16 protein-coding genes are annotated in these 26,289 nt (G+C 63.9%); 10 read left to right on the forward strand and 6 right to left on the reverse strand.

Translation table 11 applies throughout. From position 1 onward, the window contains the following. Positions 1 to 186: 186 nt before the first annotated feature. The 5 genes from SINAC_RS34155 to SINAC_RS34180 all read right to left on the reverse strand — a co-directional run bounded on the left by SINAC_RS34155 (position 187) and on the right by SINAC_RS34180 (position 11,311). On the reverse strand, positions 187 to 3,951 hold the full coding sequence (locus tag SINAC_RS34155; protein WP_244884915.1) for a DUF6797 domain-containing protein: 3,765 nt from the start codon (positions 3,949 to 3,951) through the stop codon (positions 187 to 189). Between the two features lie 655 nt (positions 3,952 to 4,606). Further along, positions 4,607 to 5,083 (reverse strand): hypothetical protein, encoded by a 477-nt coding sequence (locus SINAC_RS34165; protein WP_015250100.1) that lies wholly within the window; start codon positions 5,081 to 5,083, stop codon positions 4,607 to 4,609. Further along, positions 5,070 to 6,044 (reverse strand): DUF1559 domain-containing protein, encoded by a 975-nt coding sequence (locus SINAC_RS34170; RefSeq protein WP_015250101.1) that lies wholly within the window; start codon positions 6,042 to 6,044, stop codon positions 5,070 to 5,072. The genes SINAC_RS34165 and SINAC_RS34170 overlap by 14 nt, the downstream gene beginning before the upstream one ends. A gap of 435 nt (positions 6,045 to 6,479) precedes the next feature. After that, on the reverse strand, positions 6,480 to 9,608 hold the full coding sequence (locus tag SINAC_RS34175; protein WP_015250102.1) for a mechanosensitive ion channel family protein: 3,129 nt from the start codon (positions 9,606 to 9,608) through the stop codon (positions 6,480 to 6,482). Between the two features lie 221 nt (positions 9,609 to 9,829). Next, positions 9,830 to 11,311, reverse strand: coding sequence for a hypothetical protein (locus SINAC_RS34180; RefSeq protein ID WP_202802862.1), 1,482 nt, complete (start codon positions 11,309 to 11,311; stop codon positions 9,830 to 9,832). Positions 11,312 to 11,514: 203 nt separating this feature from the next. On the opposite strand from SINAC_RS34180, the gene SINAC_RS34185 reads away from it, so the two are divergent. The 3 genes from SINAC_RS34185 to SINAC_RS34195 all read left to right on the forward strand — a co-directional run bounded on the left by SINAC_RS34185 (position 11,515) and on the right by SINAC_RS34195 (position 15,167). Then, positions 11,515 to 12,291, forward strand: coding sequence for a class I SAM-dependent methyltransferase (locus SINAC_RS34185; RefSeq protein WP_015250104.1), 777 nt, complete (start codon positions 11,515 to 11,517; stop codon positions 12,289 to 12,291). Positions 12,292 to 12,524: 233 nt separating this feature from the next. Beyond that, positions 12,525 to 13,073 carry a hypothetical protein gene (locus SINAC_RS34190; RefSeq protein ID WP_015250105.1) on the forward strand — a complete coding sequence of 183 codons (549 nt, stop codon included), beginning with the start codon at positions 12,525 to 12,527 and terminating at the stop codon, positions 13,071 to 13,073. A gap of 315 nt (positions 13,074 to 13,388) precedes the next feature. Continuing rightward, on the forward strand, positions 13,389 to 15,167 hold the full coding sequence (locus tag SINAC_RS34195) for an ATP-binding cassette domain-containing protein (protein WP_015250106.1): 1,779 nt from the start codon (positions 13,389 to 13,391) through the stop codon (positions 15,165 to 15,167). Between the two features lie 280 nt (positions 15,168 to 15,447). On the opposite strand, the gene SINAC_RS34200 is transcribed toward SINAC_RS34195, so the two are convergent. After that, on the reverse strand, positions 15,448 to 16,785 hold the full coding sequence (locus SINAC_RS34200; RefSeq protein WP_015250107.1) for a sigma-70 family RNA polymerase sigma factor: 1,338 nt from the start codon (positions 16,783 to 16,785) through the stop codon (positions 15,448 to 15,450). Between the two features lie 550 nt (positions 16,786 to 17,335). Between SINAC_RS34200 and SINAC_RS34205 the strand changes: the two genes are divergently transcribed. The 7 genes from SINAC_RS34205 (at position 17,336) to SINAC_RS34235 (ending at position 26,027) form a co-directional block, all read left to right on the forward strand. Continuing rightward, complete coding sequence (locus SINAC_RS34205; RefSeq protein WP_015250108.1) at positions 17,336 to 18,709, forward strand: Gfo/Idh/MocA family protein; 1,374 nt, start codon at positions 17,336 to 17,338, stop codon at positions 18,707 to 18,709. Between the two features lie 402 nt (positions 18,710 to 19,111). Next, positions 19,112 to 19,816, forward strand: coding sequence for an ABC transporter ATP-binding protein (locus SINAC_RS34210; RefSeq protein ID WP_015250109.1), 705 nt, complete (start codon positions 19,112 to 19,114; stop codon positions 19,814 to 19,816). A gap of 46 nt (positions 19,817 to 19,862) precedes the next feature. After that, positions 19,863 to 21,278 (forward strand): ABC transporter permease, encoded by a 1,416-nt coding sequence (locus SINAC_RS34215; RefSeq protein WP_015250110.1) that lies wholly within the window; start codon positions 19,863 to 19,865, stop codon positions 21,276 to 21,278. A 48-nt stretch (positions 21,279 to 21,326) separates the two neighbouring features. Further along, complete coding sequence (locus SINAC_RS34220; RefSeq protein ID WP_044147306.1) at positions 21,327 to 22,718, forward strand: ABC transporter permease; 1,392 nt, start codon at positions 21,327 to 21,329, stop codon at positions 22,716 to 22,718. 28 nt (positions 22,719 to 22,746) lie between these two features. Beyond that, complete coding sequence (locus tag SINAC_RS34225) at positions 22,747 to 23,892, forward strand: tetratricopeptide repeat protein (RefSeq protein ID WP_015250112.1); 1,146 nt, start codon at positions 22,747 to 22,749, stop codon at positions 23,890 to 23,892. A gap of 86 nt (positions 23,893 to 23,978) precedes the next feature. Continuing rightward, positions 23,979 to 24,800, forward strand: coding sequence for a DUF4198 domain-containing protein (locus tag SINAC_RS34230; RefSeq protein ID WP_015250113.1), 822 nt, complete (start codon positions 23,979 to 23,981; stop codon positions 24,798 to 24,800). 222 nt (positions 24,801 to 25,022) lie between these two features. Beyond that, positions 25,023 to 26,027 carry a DUF1559 domain-containing protein gene (locus tag SINAC_RS34235; protein ID WP_015250114.1) on the forward strand — a complete coding sequence of 335 codons (1,005 nt, stop codon included), beginning with the start codon at positions 25,023 to 25,025 and terminating at the stop codon, positions 26,025 to 26,027. The last annotated feature ends 262 nt before the right edge of the window (positions 26,028 to 26,289 follow it).

The raw sequence follows: 26,289 nt of genomic DNA on the forward strand, positions 1-26,289 counted from the left end.
CGCGTCCAGCGCCCGGTAAAAGTCTCGTCGTCAGCTTCCTCCATCGTTCGCTCCAGAACCGGTAACTCCAAAGGACCTGGGGGGCCGGGGCTCGAAGCTGAGACTCCGGCCCCCCCCTTGGATCATCCTCCGGCTGAAGGCTCAAGCCGACGGAGCCGTTTGCAATCCTCCGGCTCAGCCGTCGCTTCATTTCACGATCATGACCCCATTCATCACCATCCAGTGGCCGGGAAATGTGCAGACGTACGGATAACGTCCTTTCTCGGTCGGGGCCCGGAACGAAATGACGAACTGGTCCTGGGGAGCGACCATGTCGGTATGGAACAACACGTCGTCCGACTTGGGAATGTAGTGGCGCGCGACCGCGTCAGGTTCCGCGATGATCTTGTTGATGAGGTCGCCGATGCGAGGCAGAGAGTCCGGCCGGATCAAGGCCCAATTATGAGGGACCACATCCGGATTCCTGAACGTCAACTGCACGGTCTCACCGGCCTGGACCTCAAACGAAGCAGGAGTGAAAGTCAGATTCTTCCCTGCCTCGATCGTGATCGGTCGCGCGTTCGGGAGCTTCTGACGCCAAGGATTGGGCTTCGTGTGAGTCGCGAGTGCGAGGTCGCTAAGAATCGGGTGGGCCGCAATGACCTTAGTGGCCGGACGATAGCCGGGGAAGCCCGTGAACGGAGCCGCAAGCTTGTGGACCGTCGCGAACAGGTCGACCGGCTGCGAGGAGCCCACACGCAAGTGGAGGTGGAGTTGATTGACGGGCTGCAAGTCGGGGATCTCGAGGAAGAGGGTTCGTCCATCCTCGAGGAGGGTGACCGAACGAATCGCGAGCGGGTCGTGCCCAGGCATGCTCGGGTGATGGGGTGAAAACTCCTGCGAGCCGTAGCCCGGCCCATAGCGATAATTCCAGGCCTGGGCGAACTGGTTCCCCGGCGCCTCGGCCACCGCACGATCGACGGGCGAGGAAAAGGTGACGAGCATCCCGTTCTCTCGGGCATGAATCTCGACCGGCAACTGGACCGGATCACCGGTGTAGCGGACCCGCTGGAACGCGCCGTCGGCCGGCGTGTACGTGCCCCAACCGGTCATTCCGGAGAGATAGAGTTGGCCGTCCTTGGGGTTGAACCGAGCGCGATGGACCCCCGAGAGAAAATCACCGGGGAGCGGGACGGCGGCTCCTTGGGGTTGGCCATCCACCTGATCGCGAAGCAGGAGGAAATGGGTGCCGGCCCCGTGGGAGAGGTGGATCATCTGCCCTTTGAGCGGTCCCCAGCGATCGTCGGGGACCGTCACCTGGCCACCGCTCGAGTTGTCCAGGCCACGGGGCATGTAGACCAAGGGAAGGTCAGGCGGGAGCCCCCCTTTGGGACCTCCGTAACCGTAGAAACCTCCAGGGCGAATCTCACAGATCATCGAGGCCGGGGTCCAATCCCCTTCCGAGCAAGGAACCGTGAGCACGCCTTCGGGCGAAAGGCCAAGGCCGTCGGGGTTGCGGAAGCCGGTTGCCAGGACTGCGACATCTTTCCCGTTGGGGTCGATCCGGATCAGCCCCTGGTTGCCCGACGCCGTGTAGAACCGGCCGGCCGGGTCGCGCTGAAGACCGGCGATGAAGTCGTGGCCGGCGGCCGAGGTCACATAAGCGTTGCTCACGCACTCATAAAAATCAATCTCGCCGTCATCATTGAGGTCGCGCAGTCGGGTGATCTGGTCGCGGCCGAGGACGTAGACCTGGCCTTCGGCGATCACGAGGCCAAGAGCGTGGTGGAGTCCCGAGGCGACCCGGCGCCAGCGGACGGCGGCCCGCGCATCGTTGAGCCCGTCGACGCGCCAGACGTCGCCGGTCATCGTGCAGAGGAAGGCCGTGCCATCGGCAAGGAAGTCGTGGTCGCCGAAGAACATCAGGGCGTTCCACGGATTCTTGAATGGCACTTCGATCGTGTCGACCGCATAAGGCCGGGTGTCGTTCATCGTCACCTTGGTCTCGAGCACTTGCGGCCATTGCGGCGATCCGCCGCGCACCAGCGAGGCGAGGGGGTGCGTGGCAGCCGGCCCCACGACGCGGCTGAACCGACCCTCCTCGACCCAAGGAGCGTCGAGCATCTCGACTTCACCGATCCGATACGAGAAGACGACCCGTTTGCCGTGCCGGTAGAACCCGTGGTAAACGAACGGTTCGTCGGGCTTCTTGCCGGCCGGCCGCTCAAGCGGAGTCCCCTCCATGGTCAAGCCTTCGATCAGGCCATGGCGAAGGGGCGAAAACTTCACGAAGCCCCCCTGCCAGACCGCCTCATAGCAGAGCGTCAGCGGATTGAAACAAGCCGCCATCTCCCCGCGCTCGCCCAGGCGGACGCAGACCCCCTTGGGGACCGTCACCCCCGCTCCTCGGAAGACACCGCTGATCAACGATCCCAGGTCGGTTTTGTTCCAGCGATCGTCGATCCAGACGTCGTCGTTCTGGTTTCCCCAATGGCCGTCGCGCCCGCCGTCGAGGCCCGGGAACGGCGGCAAGAGCGAGGGGACCTCCGGCCGCTTCGCGAAGTATTCCGCCTCTTTCGCATAGAAGTCGTAGATCCGATCCCGGTTCACGGTATGGCCCCGGTTGGGCCAAAGCTCAGGGACAATCGGCCCCTTCTCATAGGTGAATTCTGCAGGAACGTGAGACTGACTGAGGATCGCGGTGGCCTTAGTATCGCCGGGCCGGCCGAGTGTCATCAAGAAGCAGACCAGGTCGAGGCGCTGGCGGGAGGTCATCGCCTCGGCCAAGCCCTCGGGCATGAGGGTCCCCTGCTCCTTCATCCCCTCAATGTCGGTCTTCGCCAGGCGAAGCGTCTTCCCCGTGGTCGCCTCGCGAAGGCCGACTTCACGTTCGGTATCGAACTGGATGTACCCCTGGATCAAGGTCCCCTGCGTGGTCGCCACGATGGTCGCGTTGTATCCCTCCTTGACCTGCCGCTTGGGCCAGAGGAGCGACTCGACGATCTGCTCGGGGGTCAGGCAGACCCCTGCTTTCGTCAGCTCGGGGCCGATCTCCCCCCCTTGCTCGCCCACCTTGTGACACGAGAGGCAGCCGAATTGGGCGGCGGCGAACACCTCGGCCCCCCGCCTGGGATCGCCCTGCTCGCGCGACTCCGCAATGAGAGTGTCGATGGTCCGCTGGTCCTCGGCCGACACCTTGGGCTTCGGCGGAAGGCCCGGGACAGGCGTGCGCGGGGTCGGTCGCGGACCGGCCGGCTTCCCTTCGAGCTGCGGCAGGAGCCAATCGAGACCGTCGAGATTGTCCTGGAGCCGTTCCTCAGCATCGTCCTGGGTATGGCCGAGGATGCCAATCGGGCCACGGTATCCGCTATCGCGAATCGTCCGAAGCAGGTCGAGGTCGAATGCTCCCTGGCCGAGCGGCAGAATCTTTCGCCCATTCTCCTCCCCCTCGGGGCCCATGCCGTTAAGGTTCAGAGCGAGCAGGTGAGGCTTCATCAAAGCAATCAGTTCAGCGAACCGCCCCACGTGGGCGTGCCCGTGGTGTAGGTTGTAGACGATTCCGACATTCGTCACGCCATCCCGCTTCAGTCGGTCGATGATGGCCACCTGATTTTCGGGTTCGCCGAACCAACCGCCGTGGTTGTAAAGCGCGAGCGTGCAACCGATCGCCTTGGCCGCCTCGGCCAAGGGACGGAGCTTCGCCGCAGCCGCCTCGACCCGCCGGTCCTGCTCGGCCCCCGAGACCCGGTCGGCTCCGAAGTCAAGGAGTACCCAGAGCTGAGCCTTGATCCCGTGTCTCTTGAGCACATCGAGAATGAGCCGCGATTCGTTGTTCAATTCCCCGGGCGCCACCCAGAACGCGTCGAGCGCCACCCCATGCTTTTTGAGGGCCTCGATCTCGGCGTCGAACGTCGGAATATGCTCGGCCCGCCAGTCGTAGGCGAACCGCTTGAATCCGAGTCGCTCGAGCATCGCGGCCCGCTCTTCAGGTCCTCGCTTCTTGGAATCGAACGGAACGATGCACCAGGCCACCAGATTCTCACGCGCGAAGAGCGCTTGCCCACCGTCGGCCTCAGCTCCTGCTTTACCGGAACGAGACGGATCAGTTTGACCAGACAGTGTTTGCGCCAATAACAAGGTCGGCGCAAGGAGACCCAAAAACCACGTGCCAATCATCAGCCCGAGCCGAGAAAGCCGTCGGCCTCGACTTCTCTCTGAGTCACGCGTCATCCGACGGAACTCCGCGAAGGTGGGTGTAGATGCCGACTTCCGCCGTGGCCCGCGATCCAATATGCATGGCCCACCCCGGGGAAGTTCGCCAGGGCCATATCATACGGAGCATCAAGGCCAAGGAGGAGAAGGCTCTCCTCTCCAACCGGAGATCGAGAACATTCCAGGACTTTTGAGACCGGCCAGTGCGACTCACAGCCGCATACTCACTGACGATCAGAATCTCGGGCGCCGAAAATTTCGCTCTTTTATGCTCATTCTCCATTTCATAAAATTATGACCGAATTCATATTTTCAATAATTATTTATTACATAAAATCGAATTTCTGCACAAATAACACCGAACAACAACCCACCCAGGCCGAGCCGATCGATGCCGTGTCTCTCAAAGGATTGGCTAACGTTTCGGCGGTTTGGCAGGCGAGCCGACCAATGGGAAGGACAACGGCTCTTTCGGTCCCCCGGCAGGAATCTCGGCCTTGAGCACCGAGTTGATGTTGTACGACTTCGGAACGATGTTGACCGTCTCGTCGACGAGCGTCCCCAAGTCGTCGGCGTGCGGGACCTTCTTCCCCGTGGGCTGAAGGCTGTAGATCTCGACCCGATAGGGGCCGGGGCTGAGGCCGTCGTCATCGACCAGCCGGAATGCCCCCTCGGCGATCGGGCCCGACGCGGACGCGCCTTGCTGCAACGCGTTGAAGCTAATCGTGCCGGTCACGAGCGGTTTGCCGTCGAGCGTGACCGTGCCCTCGACCGGGAACCGCGAGAAGCCGTCGGCCGGCGAACCGCCGCAGCCGGCGATCGTCATCAGGACGAGCCCAAAAGCCGCCGACGGCCACCGCACGACCGGGCGGAGCGCCTCAGTACTGGTCACTGGAGATCACCTCCCCACCCCGCATGGTGCTGAGACCTTGCCAGGGGGCCAGCCCGATCGAGTCCTTGAAGTAGCGGACCGAGCCGTCGCAGAGCAAGCCGTTGACTCCGCCCGGGTGTCGGCTGCGGGCACCCATGTAGAATGTCAGGGAGTTCGCGGAGTTGGTGTCATTGATGCAGGGAATGCCCTGGGCCGGGTCATGAACGCAGACGCTGAGGTCCGGCAGGCGGCTGTTGGGGCCGAAGCGGGTCGAGACCTGATAACAGGCGCTGTCGTCATTCCAGAGTCGGCCGCGACGGTCGGTGGCTTGCGGATTCCCGCTGGGCGAGGGGGTCTGTCGCATCTCCAGCATCGCCAGCGTATTACTCGTCCCATCGGTGACCTCAGCGAAGCTGGCCCCATACCCCATATAGAACGGAGCGGCCGCCACCTTGGTCCCTTGCCCCTGGTCCCAGTATTCCTTCATCCCCCAGTTCGGGCCGTAGTTTCCTTTGGGATCCCTCGGATCGTTCGCAGCGCCGGCGAGCTGGCCGAAGACTTGCGGCGTGTCGGAGGGGCACTGATAGATCGCAAGGCGGATGGTGCGTGTCGTCAGGTTGTCGGCCGTGTTGAAAACCAGGTTCATATTATAGGCGTTATAGGCACTCTGCTGTTCATAGTACGGCAGCAAGCCCACAACAAATGGCTGCTTGAATGTCGAGACCTGACCGGTAATCGGGTCGATCATCCCAAGCCCGGTGAGCGGGTTGCGACCGACGCCGATGGGGAACCGCTCGTTCACGCCGTGGTAATTGTGCAGCGCGAGGCCGAGCTGCTTGAGGTTGTTCACGCACTGCATCCGCCGGGCGGCCTCGCGCGCCGCCTGCACTGCGGGGAGCAGCAACGCGATCAATACGGCGATAATCGCAATGACGACCAGCAGCTCGATCAAGGTGAATGCGTTGCGTCGACTCGGCTTCATGATCCCGGTCTCCGAGAATATTCCCAAAGCGCCTTCACCCGGATTGGACGGTAGTGCGGCCTGCGCACCCCATCGCCCCGCCGTCGGAGGGGCCGTGCCGGGTTCAGTACGTCGGGAGGAATGATGGCGGCTGCGCGGCGATGATTCTCTCAGCGGACGTCGGCAAGAGAATCGATTGGAGGCTGGGCGTGGATGAGGACATCCAAAGAAGAATCAGGGCAATGCAAAGGACCAACGAACTCCGATCGCAGGAGGCGGGGCCTTCATCAGTCGCAGTCATATCCTTTACAACCTAACGAGCCCCCTGTCGCAACGCAAGAGAGCGAGCGAAGAAATCAACATGCGACCATGATGGAACGAAAACAATCCCCGCGAGCGGACCAGAGCCGCTCGCGGGGATCGTTTTTTGCTTGGAATCGCCGGAGAGTGAGTCGGTCAATCCTTCGAGGTCGAGAACCCACTGGAGGGGAAGCTTCGCCCGTGACGGGATGCCTCCGGTCGGTCGCGACTGAAGTGCTTCGGAGTCGGGGGGACCGGAGCGAGATCGGCACCGGAGCCGGCCAGGTGGATGGTCTGGGTCGGGAAAGCAAGCTCGACGCCCAACCGCTCGGCCTGCGCAAGGATCTCCCGGCTGAGCAGGTCGCGGCAGGCCATTTCCTCGGTGAACGACGGCACCCGGAAGAAGAGCTGAATGAAGAGTTCCACACAGGTCGTAGTCAGACCGCCGATGTGAATCTCGACTTTGTCCGGGATGAACCGGGGCTGGCTCGCCGCGAACGCCCTCAGCGCATCGCGCAAGGCGACGAGCTTGTCGGTTGGCGTCCCGTAGGCCAAGGAGATCGTGGCGCGGAACCGCCGGCAGGTTCTAGCCCCTCGGTTGTCGATCAGGGCAGCGGCCATCACCGAGTTCGGGATGGTCAGCAAGGAGTCCTCGAACGTGCGGAGCCGGGTCGATCGGAAGCCCACACTCTCAACTGTACCCTCCACGTTCTGGACCGCGACATGCTCGCCGATTCGGAACGGGTGCTCACCGATCAGCAAGAGGGTTCCGAAGAAGTTCTTGAGCGTGTCCTGGGCTGCGAGTGATGCCGCCAAACCCACCAAACCGAGCCCGGCCAGAAGCTGGGTGAGAGTCTCTCGGCTACCGATCAGGTAGACCTGACATGAGGCTACAACCACCAGCACGGCCAGCTTCATGCCGTTGGCGGCCGTCGGCACGATCATGTCGCTGAGGCTGCGACGGTCGTGGAGCCGCTCGCTCCGGGCATAGAGGATCATCCCCAGGTCGATCAGGCGCAAGGCCGTCCAACCCATCAAGCCAATCCAGATCACCTTCACGGCCGGAATCGTGGACCCAACTACGGCCGAAGGAAGGTCGAGGAGCCGAAGAAGGTGGTAAAGGCAGAACAGGCCGAGTTGGAACGACAGCGGCCGCAACTTGCCGGCGACCAAAGTGCGATCGAGATCGAACCCACCCCAGCGCAGGCCGTAGCAGGCCAACCGCTCGATGACCCGAAGTCCCAACCACGACGCGACTGCGCAGGTCGCCAGGGCAACCACCAGGCCGACCCACTGATAGAGGTCGAGCCCCGGTGCGGGCCCCCGGAGCCAGGCGGGCAGCTGGCTGCGAAGCCAGAGCGAGGGCACGACCCGGATCGAAGGGACCGCCGTGACGGCCCGTTCCCGCGACAAGGTCGCGTCGACCGGCCGGTCGGCCACTTCGCGGAACATCGACTCGATCCGGGCAACGGTCTCGCGTGAGAACTGCCAGTCGCCAAGGCGAGGCTCTTCGGTACGTCTCACCAGGTCGATCCGCCCCAGGGGGCCGCGATAATAGTGATACCGCGGGCCGTCGGCTTCGGCCGGGAGTTCCTCCACCACCACCCGGCCAATCCGGTCGAGAACGAACTTGAGCTTGTAGGCCAGGATCGATCCCAGTTCGTCGCGGGCCCCCTGCGGCACGCCGTCAAGGTCGAGACAGCGGGCCGCCAGATCAAGGTCGCCGGCGTCGGAGGCGTGCAGGAGCGTCCGCATGACCTGTTGCGCAGAGTGAAAGTTCGACCGGCGCTCGCGGGCTGTCTTCTCCTCGGGCGTGAGCCGCTCAAACAGGTCGGGGACGCGGGAAACGGTCTCGCGGTCGAACCGCCAAGCGCCATCCTTGCTGCGTGCGAGGGTGACCTGCCAATCGGTGTCACGACCGAGAACCAGGGGGTCGGCTTCCCAGGTGTCGGCGACCGACATCAAGTCGACGTGGAGCCGGTGCAAGACCGCCTCGAGCTTGGCGGCCAACCGAAGCCCCATGCTGGTGCGGACCTCCGGCGCAAGCGAGTCGAGTTCAAGGCAAGCGAGCAGGTCCCGAGATCGATCCGCGTCGAACTCCAATTCATCCATCGACTCGAGAAAAAGGCGGAGCGTCTTCCGGGGCGAGCCCAGCCCAGCCGGGACGCCGACGGGAGGCGGCACCTTCGCCGCACGGTCGGAAACCAGAACTTCCTCACCAATCACCACGCCGATGGTGGCATAGCGCGGGTCGGGAGTCTTGGTGCGAAAGCCCTCGACCAGAGCGTCGAGGTTGCGCAAGCTCCCGCGAGTGAACAGCCAGGCGTCCTGGCCTTCGGGAAGGCGGACCCGCTCCAGCATGATCCGCCCACGATGGTTGGAGTGCCAGACGTAGCGATAGCCTTCCGGATCGTTGGGGACCTCTTGCGAAAACATGAATCCGCACCGCTGCATCACAAAAGCGAGCTTCCTCGCCATTTGCGCGCCCTCAGTGGCGCGGAGCTTGGACGGAATATCGCGTAGGTCCAGGCAGCGGGCAGCCGCCGCGAAGTCGCGCCGACCCATCGCAGACCCGGCGAACGTCCGAATCGTCGCGGCCGGGTCGGTCCGGCCCTCAGCCATTTTTGACCGGGCCTCCTGGGCCTCATGCTGTCCAGCCGACGCAAGCTTCCTCAGTCGCCCAATCCGCCCGACGGTGACCGAGTCGAATTGCCAGAGGCCGTCGGGCTGCTTCGTCAGGGCAATCGGCTGCCCGGCCACGTCGTCCAGAACCACGCGATCCCCCTCGGAGTGATCGGGGACGGAGTAAAGGGGGATACCCTGGCGATTCAAGATGAATTCGAGCTGGTGGGCAAGCAAAGCCGCATCCCGCTCGCGCATCTCGGGGTCGAGGCCAGTCAGGTCAAGGCAGTCGATCGCGTTGACGATCAGGCTGGGCGAGCGGTCATAGCCCGTGATCGCAAAGTAGAAGGTCTCCAACATCTTGCGTGGCGTTGTGCGGTTATTCCAGCGGGCGGCCTCGCTCGGTTTCGCGCCGGCGTACTCCTGTTTGGAGTCGGAAGCCTGGGCGGGGAGAGCGGGTAGTTCCGGAGCGGGCAGTTTGGGGTCGAGGGCCTGAGCGGGGAGAGTTGGGAGTTCCGGAGCGGGCAGTTTGGGGTCGGAGGCTTGAGCGGGGAGAGTTGGGGATTCCGGAGCGGGCGTTGGAGGATCGGGGGGCTGCGCCGGAAGCGTCGCGGCCCCGAGGACAAAGAGGATCAGTGTGAGCGAGAGCCTGAAGTGATTCATGAGGGCGTCCCTGCCTCGCGATGCGAAACGAGCCAGGCGTCAGTCAGCCCCAATCCATTGCGTTCGGATCGCGGGGCCTGCCGGCTCGGGGGCATGGAGGATACTCGTTCCCCGCATCGAATCAAGGCGAATCACACACCCATCTTTTGCAACGATCGCCATCAACCTACAAACAAAAGTCCGTCGTGATTGGGACATTTCCCAGCGGATGGACACAGGGATTATTCCCTAACGGCGGAGCCGGCCGTGCTACGAGGCATTCTCAGGGCTGCTACCGTCAGACCGACTGCACAGACCGCGAAAATCAGTGCGTTGGGCGTACGCTTGGTCCATTCGGCCCAAGGCCAGGGCCAGCGGAAGAATGCGAAGTTGAGCGAGAAATAGAGCCAGGTGGTCAGCAGCAACCCAGTCGCCGCAAATCGGACCGCCGGCTGCCCCGCCCGACCCCGTCGGACGAGTTGGAGCGCCACGGCCAGGGCCAGACCAAGCGGTATCACGACGAGAAGACCCCAGCCAAGCGGGCGAGAAAGCACTTGCTCCTTATACGCGAGTGCCAACAGCGTCTTCCCCGCGATCGGCACGGCCACGATCGGCAGCGAGAAGAGGTAGGGCCAGTACCTCCCACCCACAATTCCAGGGAGAGCCAGCACCGCCATGCAGGTCCCGAACTCGAGGAACGGGGAGAGGCCAGGAATCAGGCTGAACTCCGCCCCGACGAGCAGGATGAGGTGAGCGGCCACCATCGCGAACTCCCAAGGGGGAGTGATCGAGACTTCGTCCTCGGCCGGATCGTCCGAGATCAGACGACGGTTCCACCAGAGCCCGAGGGCGAGCCCACCACCACCGATCGCGCCGAAGGTGGTCTCCATCATGTTCCACCAGTTGGTGTAAGTCGCAACCGTCTGCCAGGCACCGGACTGGAACAGTTCTCGATTCCAGCCGTAGAACGCCTGGATGCACTGGCCGAGCGGGAACCCGAGACCTCCCGCGAGGAAGCCGACCCCAGTCATGTTGCGTGCGAGCCGGTCGCCGCGCACCCACTGGGCATAGGCGGTTAGACCGGCCAGGGCGAACAGCAACCCGCCCCAGACTTCCGGCCTTGGCTTCAGTTCAGGCCCCGCGTTTGGCTGCCAATACCAGTCGAACGAGAAATAGAGGGGCGGCAGGATCCGGTGCGCGGGGTCGAACGGCTGGTTCAGCACCCGCATGCCCACGACGATCAAGCCCATCATCGCCACCAGCAACGCCAGCATCTCGAGCGGCCGCCACCGCTTCCCGCCCAGCCCGATTCCGAGGAAGGTCCCCGCGAACCCAAACCAGATCCCCCCTTTGAGGAAGAGGCCCAGCATCCCCCAGCGCAACACCGCCCAGTTGCCGACCAAGAGTGGGCTGTGCGTCAGCCCGATCGTTTGGCCGTACGTCATCGACCCGCCGAAGGCAATTCCAACGGCCGTCAGCGCCACCGCGCGAGCCCCCCGCAACGACGGCGCGCGGGGAATGAACAGGAGGACCGCCACGAACCCGATCAGCACCCCGGCGATCATCGCCCCCGTTTCATGCCCGTACTGCCCGCGGATCCCCCACCCCATGCCGCCTGCCATCGCGCCAAGGACGACCGCCCGGAAGAGATCAGACCCGCTCCCTCGGCCCTCGATATCGCCCGTTGAGGGATTCAGAGGAGCCTCGCGTTGGATGGTGGCCATGAGGTTGGGTCGTCCCGTCGCTTGGTACTCGTGAAGGGCCATTGTAGCGAGAGACGACACTAGCCGGGGCCTCCGCGACGGGCAAGAGAGTGGTGATGCCTCGCCGAAAGGCTTGCAGTCTCGGGCCAGGTCGGAGATAGTTCACGACACGCGTAGAGCAGAGCCAAGCCGGATCCGAAGCACCGATTTGTGAGTTCAGTGGAATGCCGCACCGCGATGCAGACGAGTTCTTCGGGGTAGTTGCCGCTCGATATAAGCAGTACAGCCCAAAGTATCCCGAGGCCCTCTTCCGTTATCTCGCGTCCCTGGCCTCCCACAAAGAGCGGGCCTGGGACTGCGGAACCGGCAGTGGAGGCCAAGCGGCCCGAGGGCTGGCCGCCCACTTTAGCCAGGTGATCGCGACCGACGCGTCAGACCGGCAGATCGCCATCGTCGACCCCTACCCTGGCGTCGAGTTCCGCCGCAAGCCCGCCGAGCGGAGTGGCCTCGACGACGCCTCGGCCGACCTGCTGACGGCCGCCCAGGCGGTTCATTGCTTCGACCTCGATTCGTTCTACGCCGAAGCCCGGCGCGTGCTCATTCCCGGCGGAGTCCTCGCGGTCTGGTGCTACGACCTCCCCATCGTCGACCAAGGCCAGATCGACAGGTTGATCAACGAACTCTACGACGCCCCCTGCTTGGCTCCTTACTGGCCCGCAGACCGCCGCGAGATCGACGACGGCTACTTGCACCTTCCGTTCCCCTTCATCGAGCTTCGCGCCCCCGAGTTTGTGGCCGAAGAGACATGGCCCCTGGACTCCTTGATCGGCCACCTGCGCACCTGGCAGGCGATCACCGACTCGGAAGATGACCCGGAAGCCGCCGACTTCGTCGCCGCCCAGTTGAAGCGAATCGCCGCAACCTGGAGGCGCGGCCGACGCGCGAGACGTGCAATCCGCTGGAAACTCCACCTTCGCGTCGGACGCACATCGAGCGACTGACAGCCAGAAAAACATCTCCCTATTTTGCTGCTCTGAAAGGGTGAGCGTTCCTGGGCCAGAGACCCAATTTCTTCAAAGCAGATTAATTCAATCGCATCTTCAAACTCTTAACGAGCATCCGTTTTCTTTTATCAGACCTCGATACCCAGGAATCTGAAAACAATTTTGATTGCATAAGCAAAGCACAGAATTAGAATAAGCCGTTTCCTCCCGAGGCTCAATGAGGCAAAGCCATGGCTGAAGGCGGCCCCCGTCTCGAAACGCTGCAGTTGGAGCCCAATGGAAACGCTCCCAATAGTCGCTTTCCCGTGCTCATCTACCGGGCCGCGATCAAGGGCGAACCTGACGGCGATCTCACCGACGTGATCGAAGCCACCTTTAGGCGGCACAATTGGCTCAACAACTGGCGTGAGCCGGCCGTTTATAATTACTATCACTACCATTCGACCACGCACGAGGTGCTTGGCTTCGCGCGTGGGCACTCGGACCTCCGTCTCGGCGGTGAAGGCGGGCCTGAGGTGAGGCTCTCGGCGGGCGACGTCCTCGTGATGCCGGCTGGCACGTCGCACATCCAGATCGGCGAGTCGAGCGATCTGTTCATCGTCGGAGGCTATCCCGAAGGACGCAGTTGGGATCTGGTCCGGGACGACCAAGCGTCCGCAGCGGAAACCCGGGACGCGATCTTGCGGATTGCAACCTTGCCGATCCCCGACCGAGATCCCGTTTCAGGGCAAGCCATGGAATTGTGGCGACAGGCGCCTCGGTCCTACGGGATCGAGTAGGAACTGCCTCGAGCGGTTTCCGGAGGCGTCGTGTGATTTATCCGTCGAAATTGCTCATTTCTGAGTAGCTGGGGTTCGACTCGGCCCCCAGCCGCCTAAAATCGCTCGGTCTGTGATCCCTATTTGCGACAGGGCACAGCCTTCCCGGCATGCACCAAGAATGCGCGTAGGACGCCCTTTTTTTCGAGAGACGGGGAGTTCGCCTCGATCTTTGGACCCTCCCTTTGTTACGTTGGCCATTAGCGACCGACCTGCGCGCCCCATCTCGGAGTCAGGCCGACGAGGGTCGCTCGACCGTTGATGGCAAGAGGATCCATGGCATTACTCAGCTTGCGAGACGTCAGCCTGGCCTTCGGTGGTCCTCGGCTGCTCGATCAGGTCAGCATCCAGGTCGAGCGGGGCGAGAGGCTCTGTCTGCTCGGACGCAACGGCGAGGGGAAGAGCACGCTGCTGCGGGTCATTGAAGGGGAGATCCAGGCGGACGAAGGGGAAGTCATCCGCCAGCAAGGGCTCCGGATCGCGCGGTTGCCGCAGGAAGTTCCCCGGGCTCAGGAAAACACGGTCGCCGATGAAGTGGCCGGTGGACTCGACGACCCGGGGCACGGGGTGGACTATCGGGTCGACACGATCATCTCGCGGATGGGGTTGGACCCCGACGCTCGATTCGAGGCCCTCTCCTCGGGAATGAAGCGCCGGGTCCTCCTGGCAAAGGCCCTGGTGGCCGAGCCCGATATCCTTCTGCTCGACGAGCCGACGAACCACCTCGACATCGAGTCGATTCGCTGGGTCGAAGACTTCCTGCTCCGCTTCGGCGGCACCTTGATCTTCGTCACGCACGACCGCGTGTTCCTGGAACGGCTGGCGACCCGGATCGTCGAGCTCGACCGTGGTGCGCTGCACGACTGGGCCTGCGACTATCCGACGTTCCTCCAACGGCGCGAAGAGGTCCTGAACGCGGAGAGCCGGCAAAATGCCCTCTTCGACAAGCGGCTGGCCCAGGAGGAAGTCTGGATCCGTAAGGGGGTCGAGGCGCGGCGGACCCGGAACGAGGGGCGGGTCCGAGCCTTGAAGGCGATGCGCGACGCCCGGCAGCGGCGGCGGGAACGCTCGGGCACGGCGAAAATGCAGGTCCAGGAGGCCGAGCGGTCGGGCAGCCTCGTGATCGAGGCCAAAGGCGCTGCCGCCGGCTACGGCGACCGCACAGTGATCCGGGACCTGACGACCACGATTATGCGCGGCGACAAGGTCGGGATCATCGGGCCCAACGGCTCGGGTAAGACGACCCTGATCCGGCTCCTGCTGGGACAATCGGAGCCCCAAGAGGGGACGGTGCGCCAGGGAACGAACCTTGAAGTCGCCTACTTCGACCAGTTGAAGGCCACCATCGACGAGGAGAAGACGGTCCAGGAGAACGTCTCCGACGGCTACGACACGATCACGATCAACGGCCAGTCCCGGCACATCATCGGCTACCTCCAGGACTTCCTCTTCCCCCCCGAACGGTCGCGGTGCCTGGCCCGAGTGCTTTCCGGCGGGGAACGGAGCCGCCTGCTCCTGGCCAAGCTGTTCACCAAGCCCTCGAACGTCCTGGTGCTCGACGAGCCGACCAACGACCTCGACATCGAGACCCTCGAACTGCTCGAGAGCCTGATCGTCGAGTATCAGGGAACGGTGCTCATGGTGAGCCACGACCGTGCCTTCCTCAACGACGTCGTGACCAGCACCCTGGCGATCGAGGTCGACGGCCAGGTCAAGGAGTACGACGGCGGCTACGACGACTACCTCAGGCAGCGCCCGGCCGAAAAACCGGCCGAATCCAAGGAACGAGTCGCCTCCGGACCGACCAAGGAAAACGCTCCGGCCGAGCGGCCCCGAAAGCTCAACGGTAAGGAACGGCGGGAACTCGACGACCTCCCCAAGCGAATTCATAAGCTCGAAGAAGCGCAACGGGAACTGCACGAAACGATGGCCGATCCCGCCTTCTACCGTAAGGATGGAGCCGAGATCGCCGAGGCCAAGGAGCGGCTCGAGACCTTGGAGCGTGACCTGGCTCTGGCCTACGAGCGTTGGGAAACGTTGGAAGCCCTGGCCTGACCCACCGCCGGCAGACGCTCATCATCACCACACGTCAATCGAGAAACGAAGGATCGCCGGGAGGGTGATCTCCGGCTGGGGATCACCTTTTTTTCCCGGCGTAACCGGGTCACGTCTCGGGCGGAGTCGTCGGCCGTAACTTCTCAACGCCGCCTCCACCGCCACGCGGATGCCTGTGCGCGCCGTGTCGCACCGCTGCGGCATCACCGCGTATTTGTATTGCCCTGACGGAACACCGGCTCGGTCTCGTTCAACTCCGGACTGGATCACTTTTCTCTCATCAGGGCGTCACGCGACGATAGACGTCGAGCGTCACCCCCTGCCTCCCAGCGACAAATTCCGTCGGGCGCTTGGATTTTTCGTTCATGAAGCAAACCGTCAAGGTGTCTCCCTCCAACTTGTAAATCCCCAGCGCAATCGCAGGCACCCCTTCTTCCCCTTCGGGTTCCGGAATGAAGTCGAGCATCTTGGGGCTTCCGGTCGGGTCCAGCAGACCGCGGTTGTGGCTTCCGCCCACTTCGCCGTCCGTTTTCCACTCGAAGTCGAATGCCGAAGCGCTGTCCGGGACGTTGCTCTTCGGCTGGCCTATCGCCTTCTTGACGACCATTCTGCACGTTCTGTCAGCCTTGCGACCGTCTGTGGAGATCCTGACCCATGTGCCTTGGATTGTATCCAGGTCAGCCCTGGGGTCGTCTTCCTTCGGAGCATCCGCGACCCCATTGGCCATCACCTGCTGATGGCTTTCCATCCGGATGAGTGTTCCCCCGCCGATCGCAATGACCCCGAGGACGAGCCCGGCGGATGCAATCTTACCGAGTTTGATCATAACCATGGTTCTCGATACTCCTTCTTCAAGTGCCACGACAGCCGCCGAGAATGGTCCGCTCGTTCCCTTGGCTGTCACAAACCAGGCCGCCGCCCGGTATGTGCTCTCTCTCAGCGCGACGGGGACTCCAGCCCACGCCGTTTCCGGCAGGAGAGCGAGCCCAACCAGGCCCGCGGCTGGGAATACTCCTCGGCGAGCGAGCTTTCCGCGTAGCCGCTCGCGGCCACGAGCCAGCCGACTCTTGACCGTGCCGATGGGGCAGCCAAGATGTCGGGCAGCTTCCTCGTAGGTTCGGTTTTCGACATCGCAGAGAAGGATCGGGATGCGGTAACGATCCGAGAGCCGATCGATCTCCTCATGAATCACCCGCCATCGGTCATCCTGAGCCGGGGTCCGGGCCCGGTCTCGCGCCAACTCGACGGCTCCTCGCTCGGCCACCCGCCGCCGGTCCGTCGCCAGTCGGGCACGAGTCGCCACACGGCAGGCGACTCGATGAAGCCAAGGGCCGAGGGAGTCGCGTACCCAGAGCGTCCCGCCTCTCCGCACGAGGATGAGAAAGGTCGCCTGAAACGCATCCTGCGCATCGTGCTCATCCTGCACGATGCCGCGGCAAGCGCGGAGGACCATCGCTTCGTGGCGCTCGACCAGTGCCGCGAAGGCCAGTTCCGAAGACTCGTTGCGCCGTGTGGCGAATTGCTCCAGGAGTTGCCCGTCCGTCAGGGCGGCCGTTGCTCCCAGGTTGAACAATGAACGGATCTGCTTCAGGACGGTCCCATTCCGTATCTGTGCCACTGGCCTCGCCCCCTCGGTGCTCGATGGACTTCCTAACTCTAATAAAGTCGTCGAGGCGGTCGAATGTTCCTTCTTTCCGCAAGATCAACCGGGTGGCTACGCGTCGCGCTGGTGGGCCACGATTGGAGTGGAATCGTCGGCTGATGGGTTGCGGTGAAATGGTGGGTGAACCGATTGCTGCTCGGATTCTTATACGGCCAAATCCCTTGAGATTGACAGCGAGTGGGCCCGATCCTCACCAAGTCCGGGATCGACTTGGCACTACCCCATCACATCCCTTAAGCCCTTTTACTATCTAACGTTACGCCGTTCAGCAAATCGCAGCACAAGAGCAATAACATTCATACGACCTGACGGAAAGCCTGAGAGCCCAGGGACCGAAGAATTTCGATATCACGCACTCGCGCAAATACGTACCAGAAAGGTAACAGAGTCGTGGTGAGGGCTTGCGACGGCTCAAGGCGCGGTCCATCATGTGGGACGCGAAAGGGGTGGGAGCCCACCCCTTTGGGTCACGCGGTTCGAACGGGTCAAACTGGAGCCAGCTCAAATGGACCAGACCTCTTCTTCGTCGGCCGAACAGCCGAAGTCCAAGCCCACACGCCGCCAGTTCGCTCAGGTCGTGGCGGGCGCGGCGATTGGGGCGTTCGCCGCCCCTGCCGTCGTTCGAGGCCGGAACCTGAACGAGAAGCTCAACATCGCCATGATCGCCACCGGCGGCCGAGGGGCTCACAACCTCGAGCAGTTCGCAGGCGAGAACATCGTGGTGCTCTGCGACGTCTATGAGCCGGCGGTCGCCAAGGCCGCGCTGACCTTCCCGAAGGCGAAGCAGTTCGCGGATTTCCGCAAGGTCTATGATCATGCCAAGGATTTCGACGCGGTCGTCGTGAGCACGGCCGAGCACACCCACGCCTTCGCCACGCTTCCGGCCCTCCAACTCGGCAAGCACGTCTACTGCGAAAAGCCGCTGACGTACAACATCGCCGAGGCTCGGATCATCCGCCTCGCCGCCGCCAAAGCCAAGGTGGCGACGCAGATGGGCAACCAGATGCACGCGACCGAAAACTTTCGCCGCGTCATCGAGCTGATCCAGACCAACGCCATCGGCCCGGTGACCGAGGTTCACGTCTGGGTCTCGCGAGCCTGGGGCTGGCAAGATCCAGCGAAGGCGAAGACGCTCGACCTCGGCGGACTCTCCACCGTGGAGCGGCCCCGCGAATCCTCGGAGATCCCGGCCGGCCTGGACTGGGACCTCTGGATCGGCCCCGCCCCCAGCCGGCCGTTCGCCGACGCCTACTTCCCCGGCCCCAAGTGGTATCGTTGGTGGGATTTCGGCAACGGCACGATGAGCGACCTGGGAAGCCACTGGAACGACCTGCCGTTCTGGGCCCTGAAGCTCCGGGCACCTCGGACCATCGAGGCATTCGGCCCGCCGCCCCACCCGGAGATCGCACCGGCTTCAATGCACGCCAAGTACGAATATGACGCACGCGGCGACATGCCCGCCGTTTCGCTGACCTGGCACCAAGGCGAGGATAAGCCCAAGATCTGGACCGAAGGCGGCATCCCCAAGTGGGAAAACGGCATGCTGTTCATCGGCTCCAAGGGAATGATCCTGGCCGATTACGGTAAGCACAAGCTCCTTCCCGAGAAGGACTTCGTCGACTTCAAGCCCCCCGAGCCGTTCATCCCGAAGTCGATCGGGCACTGGGACGAGTGGGTGGCAGCCTGCAAGACCGGCTCGCCGACGATGAGCAACTTCGACTACGCCGGCTGGCTCACCGAGGCCAACCACCTGGGCAACGTCGCCTATCGCACCGGCAAGAAGATCGAGTGGGACGCGGAGAAGCTCTACGCCCCGAACGCCCCCGAAGCAGAGCCGTTCATCCGCCGTGAGTACCGCAAGGGTTGGTCTCTCTCCTGAAACCACACGTTTCGCAACGCAAGACGAACTAGGCGCGAGGGTGGCCGGCGAATCACGCCAGCCACCCTCGCGGCGCTTCGGGACCGACTGCGCTCGCCCCCTCAGAGCCACATCGTAGACGCCTTCAAATCAAGGGGGTGTCCGGCGCACAAGGCCCCCGATCCGGAAACGCGAAGACGAGGTCGCCCACCCTCCAGAACGATTCTTCATGACCTGGCAACTCTCCTGAAGACAAGAGGTCCAACCCTTGCAAGCGGGTGGTCGACCGTCTATGATCTGGCCTTCGTTCAGTATTACGATTTTGAGAATCGTAACCCAAAAAGTTCATCTGCAGAGCCTCGGACCGCGATCAGGTCCTTGTGGAGCGGCCGATTTCAGAGTCCCCATGGAGTTGCCCTGCCCATGCTCGAAGCTCGGTCACTCACGAAGACGTACAACGGGTTCACGGCTCTGGATTCGCTCGACCTCTCCGTGCAGGCGGGCGAAATCTTCTGCCTGCTGGGGGCCAATGGCGCCGGCAAGACGACGACCATCAACCTCTTCCTGAACTTCATCGCGCCAACCTCGGGAAGTGTGACGATCCGAGGGGTCGACGTCGTCGCCAATCCCCTGGAGACGAAGAAGTACGTCGCCTACATCCCCGAGACGGTGATACTCTATAAAAACCTCTCGGGGCTCGAGAACCTGTCGTACTTCGCAGCGCTAGCCGGCCACGAGGAGTATTCGCCGACCGAGCTGCGTGAGTTCCTCCGCCAGTCGGGCCTCCCCGAGGAGGCGGCGGAACGTCGGGTCGGGACATACTCGAAGGGGATGCGGCAGAAGGTCGGGATCGCGATCGCGCTGGCCAAGCATGCCGAGTCGCTCCTGCTCGACGAGCCGACCTCAGGGCTCGACCCGAAGGCCTCCAACGAGTTCGCCAACCTGCTCCGCACTCTGCGCGACCGGGGCGTCGCCGTACTGATGGCCACCCACGACCTGTTCCACGCCAAGGAGACCGGCACGCGGGTCGGGATCATGAAGCGCGGGCGAATGGTCGCGAGCCTGGAAACCGACGAGGTCGGGCACGCCGACCTGGAACGCATCTACCTGGAACACATGCACGATTGATTCTCGTTCAATTTCAATCGTAAAGGGTCTCGCGGGGCGGCCATCCATGATCCTTCGCATCGCGCGCAAAGAATTCTGCGACCTGATCCGCGACGGCCGGTTCCGCTGGTCGGCGGCGATCGTCACGGTGCTGCTGGTGGCTGCGACGGCCGTGGGCTGGCGCAGTTGGCGCGAGCTCCGCGATGAGCACGACCGGGCGCAAGCCGAAGCTCGAGAGCATTTTAACGACCAGGAGGAGAAGAACCCGCACGCCGCGGCGCACTACGGACTCTACGTTTTCAAGCCCAAGCCGCCGCTCGCGTTCGTCGACCCGGGCGTCGACCCATACACCGGCGTCTCGGTCCACCTGGAGGCGCATCGCCGCAACGAGGTGGGGAACCGGCCGGCCCGCGATGCGACCGCGCTGCAGCGATTCGGCGAGCTCACCGCCGCATCGACTCTACAAGTACTCATGCCTCTCCTGATCATCTTCCTCACGTTTCCGGCCATCGCGGGCGAGCGCGAGCAGGGGACGCTCCGGCAGGTGATGAGCCTCGGCGTCCGGCCAAGGACGCTCGTCGCCGGCAAAGCCTTGGGGCTCACCGTGGCCCTGGGGCTGATCGCCGCGCCGGCGGTGGCCCTGGGCGTGGCGGTGGTGGTCTTGGGCGGACCAGAGGCAATCCGGACCTGGCCACACTCGCTCGCCCTGTTCACGGGGTATGCGATTTACCTGGGGATCTTCCTCGCCGTTTCGCTGTTGGTCTCAGCGCTCGCCGGCTCCTCACGAGTCGCCCTGATCGTGCTGCTCGGCTTCTGGATCGTCAATGCGATGGTCGCCCCTCGGCTGGCGACCGACCTGGCGCGTCGCGCGGTCCCGACACCATCGGCACTTCAGTTCGCCGACGCGATCCGCCGCGACATCAAGGCAGGCGTCGACGGGCACGACCCGGAAGACGCCCGGATCGAACGGCTCAAGCAAGACACCCTCAAAAAGTACAACGTCGAGACCGTGGAAGACCTGCCGATCAACTTTCAAGGGATCGCCCTCCAGGCGGGCGAGGAATACGGCAACTCCGTCTTCGATCGCCACTACGGAGCCCTCTGGCAAGCATTCGAGGGGCAGGACTCGCTCCGGAAAACCCTCGGCTTCGTGTTCCCAACCCTGGCGGTCCGCGAGTTGTCGATGGCCCTGGCCGGGACCGACAACGCCCGGGCTCGCGACTTTGCCGACTCGGCCGAAGCCTATCGTCGGACCCTGGTCCGGGCCTTGAACGTCGACCTGGAACGCAACGGGGCCGACCTGGGCTTCATGTACCAGGCGGAGCCGGAACTCTGGCGAAGCATGCCGGAATTCCGATATCAGCCCCCGGGCCTGCGTTCGACTCTCGCACGTCAAGGCCTCGCCTGGTCGTCGTTGCTGTTGTGGCTGATCGTGGCCACCGGACTGGTTCGCCGTTCGGCCCGGACTCTGCGGGTCGACTGAATCCTCATATTCAAGCATCAAGGCCCCGCAATGCTCCTCAGAAGAATCATGCGGCACGAGGTCCGGTTGCTGGCGGTGGACCGGACGCTCCTGGCCGTCGGGATCCTCCTCGCGGTCGTCGTCGGCTATGGCGTCCTCAACGGCGTCACATGGGCCGCCTTCCAGCGAGCGACCCTGAACGCCGCCGCTCGCGAAGAGTCCGATCGGTTCAAGGCGCTGCGAAACCGCCTGACCTCGCCCGGCGACGGGCCGGGCCTTCCGGCCGACCAGGTCGGTCTCTCGCTCGGGGCCCGCTACGCCGCCATGCCACCGGGGCCGTTGGCGTCGCTGGTGATCGGTCAGAGTGACCTTTACCCGTACTACGCGCTGGTGACGACGGCGAACCGCCAGTCAGCCCTCGCCCATGATGAGATCGAGAACCCGACCCACCTGATGTCAGGGCGGTTCGACCTCGGGTTTGTCGTGGTCGTCCTCTACCCGCTCGTGATCCTGGCCCTGGGTTATAACCTGCTGTCGGGCGAGAAGGAGCAGGGGACGCTTGTCATCGTCCTCTCGCAACCCGTGGGGCGGCGAACGCTCGTCCTGGGCAAAGTGCTGGCGCGTGGGCTCGCGGTGGTTGGCCTCGCAGTGGCGATCTCGATCGGAGGATACCTCTTGGCCGGCGGTCCGACCACGGGCGACGGCCTGACGCGGCTGGGCCTCTGGCTGGCCGTGGTCGCCGCCTACGGTGCCTTCTGGTTCGCGCTGGCCGTGGCGATCAACGCCCTCGGACGAAGCTCGGCGACCAATGCGCTGGCGCTGGCCGGCACCTGGTTCTTGCTGGTCGCGGTCGTCCCGGCGTTGGCGTCGCTGTTCGTCCGCATCGCCTACCCGGTGCCGTCCCGGATCGAGTTGATCCAGACCGTCCGGGAGGCCTCCGACCAGGCGAAGGCAGACGGCCCCAAGCTCAACGCCAAGTTCCTTGAAGCCCACCCCGAGCTGGCCCGTGGACAAGCTGAGGCGAGTGAGTTCGCCATCCAGTCACTGGCCGTTCAGGATGCCTCCGAAGCGGGAGTCGCCGCCGTCTTGAGCCGCTTCGAGACCCAGTTGGGGCATCAGCAACGGCTCGTCGACCGGCTCCGTTTTCTCTCGCCCGCGATCGCCACCCTGGAGGCTTTGCAGGATGTGGCAGGCACCGGCTCGGCGCGGTACACACACTTCGCCGCGCAGGTCGATCAATTCCACGAGGGCTGGCGGGCTTATTTCCGCCCCAAAATCCTGGCGGGCGAACTGATCCGCCGCGACGACCTGGCGCGGATCCCGGCCTTCTCCTTCCGCGAAGAGCCGCTCGGCGCGGTCGCCTCCCGCGCCTCGGTCGGCCTGGCGGGACTCATCCTCCCCACCCTGGTCATCGGCTCGATCGGACTTGCTGCCATGCGCCGCTATCCGGTCGTCGGCTAACGCTCAGATTCACAATGGGCAGAATTTCATGATTACCAAATCTAATTACAAAAACACATTCTTTTCCATTCTGGCCATATTCGCGTTCGGCACGCCCTGCCTGGCCGTCGAGCGCGAATCGCCGGCTCACGAAACGGCGAAGTTGATCGACGCAGGGCGATACCGCGAAGCGCTCAGCCTCCTCGAAAAAGGGGACTCCCAAGCCGAGAAGGACCTCGAGGCACGAACCCTGCTGGCAAGAGCCTACCTGGGCACCGGCCGCTATCGCGAGGCTGAGACGACCCTTGCCAAACCTGGCGCGGGCGTGGCCGACCCGGCTGCCCTCGAGATCCTCGCCCGCGCCGCGGAGGCGCAAGGTAATCTCGATCGGGCGATCGGGCTCATGACCGAGGCCGTGGAGGCAAAACGGAAGTCGCTCGCCTCGACCGAGACCGTGGAGGGGGCCAGCGCTCTGGCGGAGTACCGGACAAGGCTTGGAGAACTGGCCTTCCGGGCCGGCCGGCTCGACCCGGCGAAGGAACAGTTCCAGAAGGCGGTATCGCTGGTCAACCAGGCCCACGCCAAGCTGCATGAGCAGGGAATCCCGCATGACGAGTCCGACCCGCGAATGTTTGCCGCCGGGGCCACCGCCGGCCTGGCACAGGTCTACGCGGCGAAGGGGGATAACGCCCGGGCCGAGCGGACCTGGCGAGGTGTCGCCGCCCGCGCGAGCGACCCGACCAGCCTCGCCAATCTCGCGGCCTTCTCCCTGGCCAAGAACGACCCGAAGACGGCCCGCCGCCACTTCGATCGAGCCTTGCGCCTCTCTGAGAACAAGCCGGCCTACCGCCGCGCCCGTGCTCTGATCCTCATCGACCGGGGAGAAACCTCCGACGAGGCCCTGACCCTGGCCGAGGCCGCCTACAAGGACGGCCCCGACATCTACGCACGCGACACGCTCGCCTGGGTCCTCCACCGCCGTGGCGATACCGGCCGGGCCTGGGAGATCCTCGGCCCCGCGCTCACGGTCGGGACCCGCGACCCGCTGGTGCTCTACCATGCCGGGGCGATCGCTCAAGCGCTCGGCAAACGCGAGGATGCGAAGCGGCTGCTAGCACAAGCCCTCGCGACCAATCCCGCCTTCGATCCGGTCGCAGCGCGGGACGCGCAACAGGCCCTTGAACGGCTGCGCTAACTCCCTTGGCTCCAACCGTTGGGAGCGGCTTGACTCATCCGGCCCCCCGCTCTCTTTTTCCCCCTGGCACCGAACCGAGGACTTTTATGAGTTCCATCAAGCGTCCCCTGCTGCTATCTCTGGGGTTGATCCTGACCACCACACTCGCCGCCCAGGCCCATACCCTGCGCGTGCTCGTCAATCGCCCTGTGGTCGAGCAAGGCGCAAAGGGGACGGTTTACCTAAGCTACGGACACCTCCTGCCGGTCGACGAGTTGATTGATGCCGAAGCCCTGGCCCTCCTTCAGCTCCACACCCCGACGGGGTCGGTCAAGCCGCTGCGGACCTCCGGCAAATCGCTCCATGCCAACGAAGTCATCTTCGACGAGCCGGGCCTCTACCAGGCGGCGACCGCCCGCAAGCCATTGGTCTATTCCACTTATACCGACGCGTCAGGGAAGCAGGCGTTCGCCAGGGTCCCCAAGAGCGAGCTCAAACTTCCGGAGGGAGGAAAGCTTCTCCTCGGCACGAAAGGGCACCAGTACTCGAAAGCGTTGATCCTCAGTGGCGAAGCTTTAGGGCCATCGCCTGCGCCGCTCGGCCACAAGCTGGAGATCGTTGTCGAAAGCCAGTTGGGCAAGCAAGGCTACTCGGCCGACCAGCCGATCAAGGCCCGCGTCCTGTTCCAAGGGAAGCCGCTGGCCGGCGTGAAAGTCGACGCGGCAAGCACCACCCTGAGCCCGGACGGCCTCCCGGAGACCGCAGCGGAGACCGACTCCGACGGACGGGTCACACTCGAACTGCCCGAGCCCGGGATCTGGGTTTTGAACGTGACGTACAAGTTCGACTCCGCGCCGGGAGACCGGCAAGCCTTCGACATCGAGTCGTACGTGGCGACCTTCGCGATCCCGATCGCCGAAGAGAAGTGAGCCAGGCCGTCTCCTGAAATTCTCCAGGCGAGCGGGGAGCATCAGCTCCCTGTCTTTTGGAAGAGCAACGTTGGCCTCGACCACGAAGACAGGGAACTGACGCTCCCCACTCGCTGAGAAGACCGCGAAAAGTGCTCCGGTCCCTTGCCAAACCCTCGATCGCGCGGTATTACGATTATGAAAATCTTCACACCGACCCTTTTTGTGAAGGATCAGATTCGTATGCGTCGCCGAGGTTTCACGCTCATCGAGCTCTTGGTCGTGATCGCGATCATTGCGGTCTTGATCGCCCTGCTCTTGCCGGCCGTGCAGGCGGCGCGTGAGGCGGCCCGCCGCTCTCAGTGCGTCAACAACCTGAAGCAGCTTGGCATTGCGTTGCACAACTACCACGACACCATGGGGCGGTTCCCGTTCGGCGCCATCGTCGCGCCCGTCAACAACTACTGGGTCCTTCGGGGTGCCGGAGGCGAGCACTACCGCTACTCGGTCCTGGCCATGCTCTCCCCGTTCCTGGAGCAGACGCAGGTCTACAACGCCTTGAACTTCGACTTCCCCGTCTTCGACGAGGTTGGGGCCGCCACTCTGCCCAACACAACGGTCTTCGACCTGAAGGTCGCGCTGTTCCTCTGTCCCAGCGACACCGGCCAGACGGTGCAACCCGGTTTCGCCCCGGGAAACTACATGGGTTGCGCGGGCGACGGCCAGAACAATGGCGGATCGGCCCTCTGGGGCAACCCCAACGGCACCTTCTTCTACAACTCGTCGGTGACGCTGGCCCAAGTCAGCGACGGGTCGAGCCAGACCGCCCTGCTCAGCGAGAGCGTGCTCGGCCCCGGCAGCTTCGACATCCCCAAGCCCGGCTCGCCCACCCCGGTCAACGTCCAGACCGAGATTCCGTTCACCCCGATCACGAACTACCTGCCGCTGACCGTCGGCGAATGCCAGTCACCAACCCGCTATTCCGGCTGGCGGAACCGAGGCTGGATCCAGGGCGACATGCGCAACATGCTCTACACCCACTTCATCACGCCCAACAGCAAGACCTACGACTGCCTCCGCGGTAGCGACTACGGCTGGAAGACCGCCCGCAGCCGCCATTCCGGCGGAGTCAACGTCCTCTTCGGAGACGGCTCAGTCAAGTTCATCAAGGACTCCATCAGCCAGCCGACTTGGGCCGCTCTGGCCACCCGCGCCGGGGGCGAGGTCGTCAGCAGCGACGCTTACTAAAGCCCTGGGACGGTGGCCGCCTTTCTTTTTCGGGCGTCCCCAAGAGACGGTCGGCAGGACCTTCCTGACTCGGCGATCAGCGCGCGTTACAATCGCCCTCCCGAATTGGCCTGATTCCCAGAAACCGGAGCCAAGCGGCCGGAGCTCTCGATCTAAGACCGCCGGGGACTATGGGTTCCGACGATCCGGAACCGATCGCCCCCAGGCTCTTCGGGTCGCGTTCGTGGCCTCGGTCAGTTGGCTCCGGTCTCGATTCCCACCA

Origin of the sequence: Singulisphaera acidiphila DSM 18658 (assembly GCF_000242455.2) — a bacterium.
In the GTDB taxonomy this organism is placed as follows: domain Bacteria; phylum Planctomycetota; class Planctomycetia; order Isosphaerales; family Isosphaeraceae; genus Singulisphaera; species Singulisphaera acidiphila.

Excerpts from the sequence above, each read along its gene's own strand:
- SINAC_RS34155 (WP_244884915.1), bottom strand. The coding sequence starts at position 3,951 with ATGCTCGAGCGACTCGGATTCAAGCGGTTCGCCTACGACTGGCGGGCC.
- SINAC_RS34170 (WP_015250101.1), bottom strand. The coding sequence starts at position 6,044 with ATGAAGCCGAGTCGACGCAACGCATTCACCTTGATCGAGCTGCTGGTC.
- SINAC_RS34175 (WP_015250102.1), bottom strand. The coding sequence starts at position 9,608 with ATGAATCACTTCAGGCTCTCGCTCACACTGATCCTCTTTGTCCTCGGG.
- SINAC_RS34180 (WP_202802862.1), bottom strand. The coding sequence starts at position 11,311 with ATGGCCACCATCCAACGCGAGGCTCCTCTGAATCCCTCAACGGGCGAT.
- SINAC_RS34185 (WP_015250104.1), top strand. The coding sequence starts at position 11,515 with ATGCCGCACCGCGATGCAGACGAGTTCTTCGGGGTAGTTGCCGCTCGA.
- SINAC_RS34190 (WP_015250105.1), top strand. The coding sequence starts at position 12,525 with ATGGCTGAAGGCGGCCCCCGTCTCGAAACGCTGCAGTTGGAGCCCAAT.
- SINAC_RS34195 (WP_015250106.1), top strand. The coding sequence starts at position 13,389 with ATGGCATTACTCAGCTTGCGAGACGTCAGCCTGGCCTTCGGTGGTCCT.
- SINAC_RS34205 (WP_015250108.1), top strand. The coding sequence starts at position 17,336 with ATGGACCAGACCTCTTCTTCGTCGGCCGAACAGCCGAAGTCCAAGCCC.
- SINAC_RS34210 (WP_015250109.1), top strand. The coding sequence starts at position 19,112 with ATGCTCGAAGCTCGGTCACTCACGAAGACGTACAACGGGTTCACGGCT.
- SINAC_RS34215 (WP_015250110.1), top strand. The coding sequence starts at position 19,863 with ATGATCCTTCGCATCGCGCGCAAAGAATTCTGCGACCTGATCCGCGAC.
- SINAC_RS34220 (WP_044147306.1), top strand. The coding sequence starts at position 21,327 with ATGCGGCACGAGGTCCGGTTGCTGGCGGTGGACCGGACGCTCCTGGCC.
- SINAC_RS34225 (WP_015250112.1), top strand. The coding sequence starts at position 22,747 with ATGATTACCAAATCTAATTACAAAAACACATTCTTTTCCATTCTGGCC.
- SINAC_RS34230 (WP_015250113.1), top strand. The coding sequence starts at position 23,979 with ATGAGTTCCATCAAGCGTCCCCTGCTGCTATCTCTGGGGTTGATCCTG.
- SINAC_RS34235 (WP_015250114.1), top strand. The coding sequence starts at position 25,023 with ATGCGTCGCCGAGGTTTCACGCTCATCGAGCTCTTGGTCGTGATCGCG.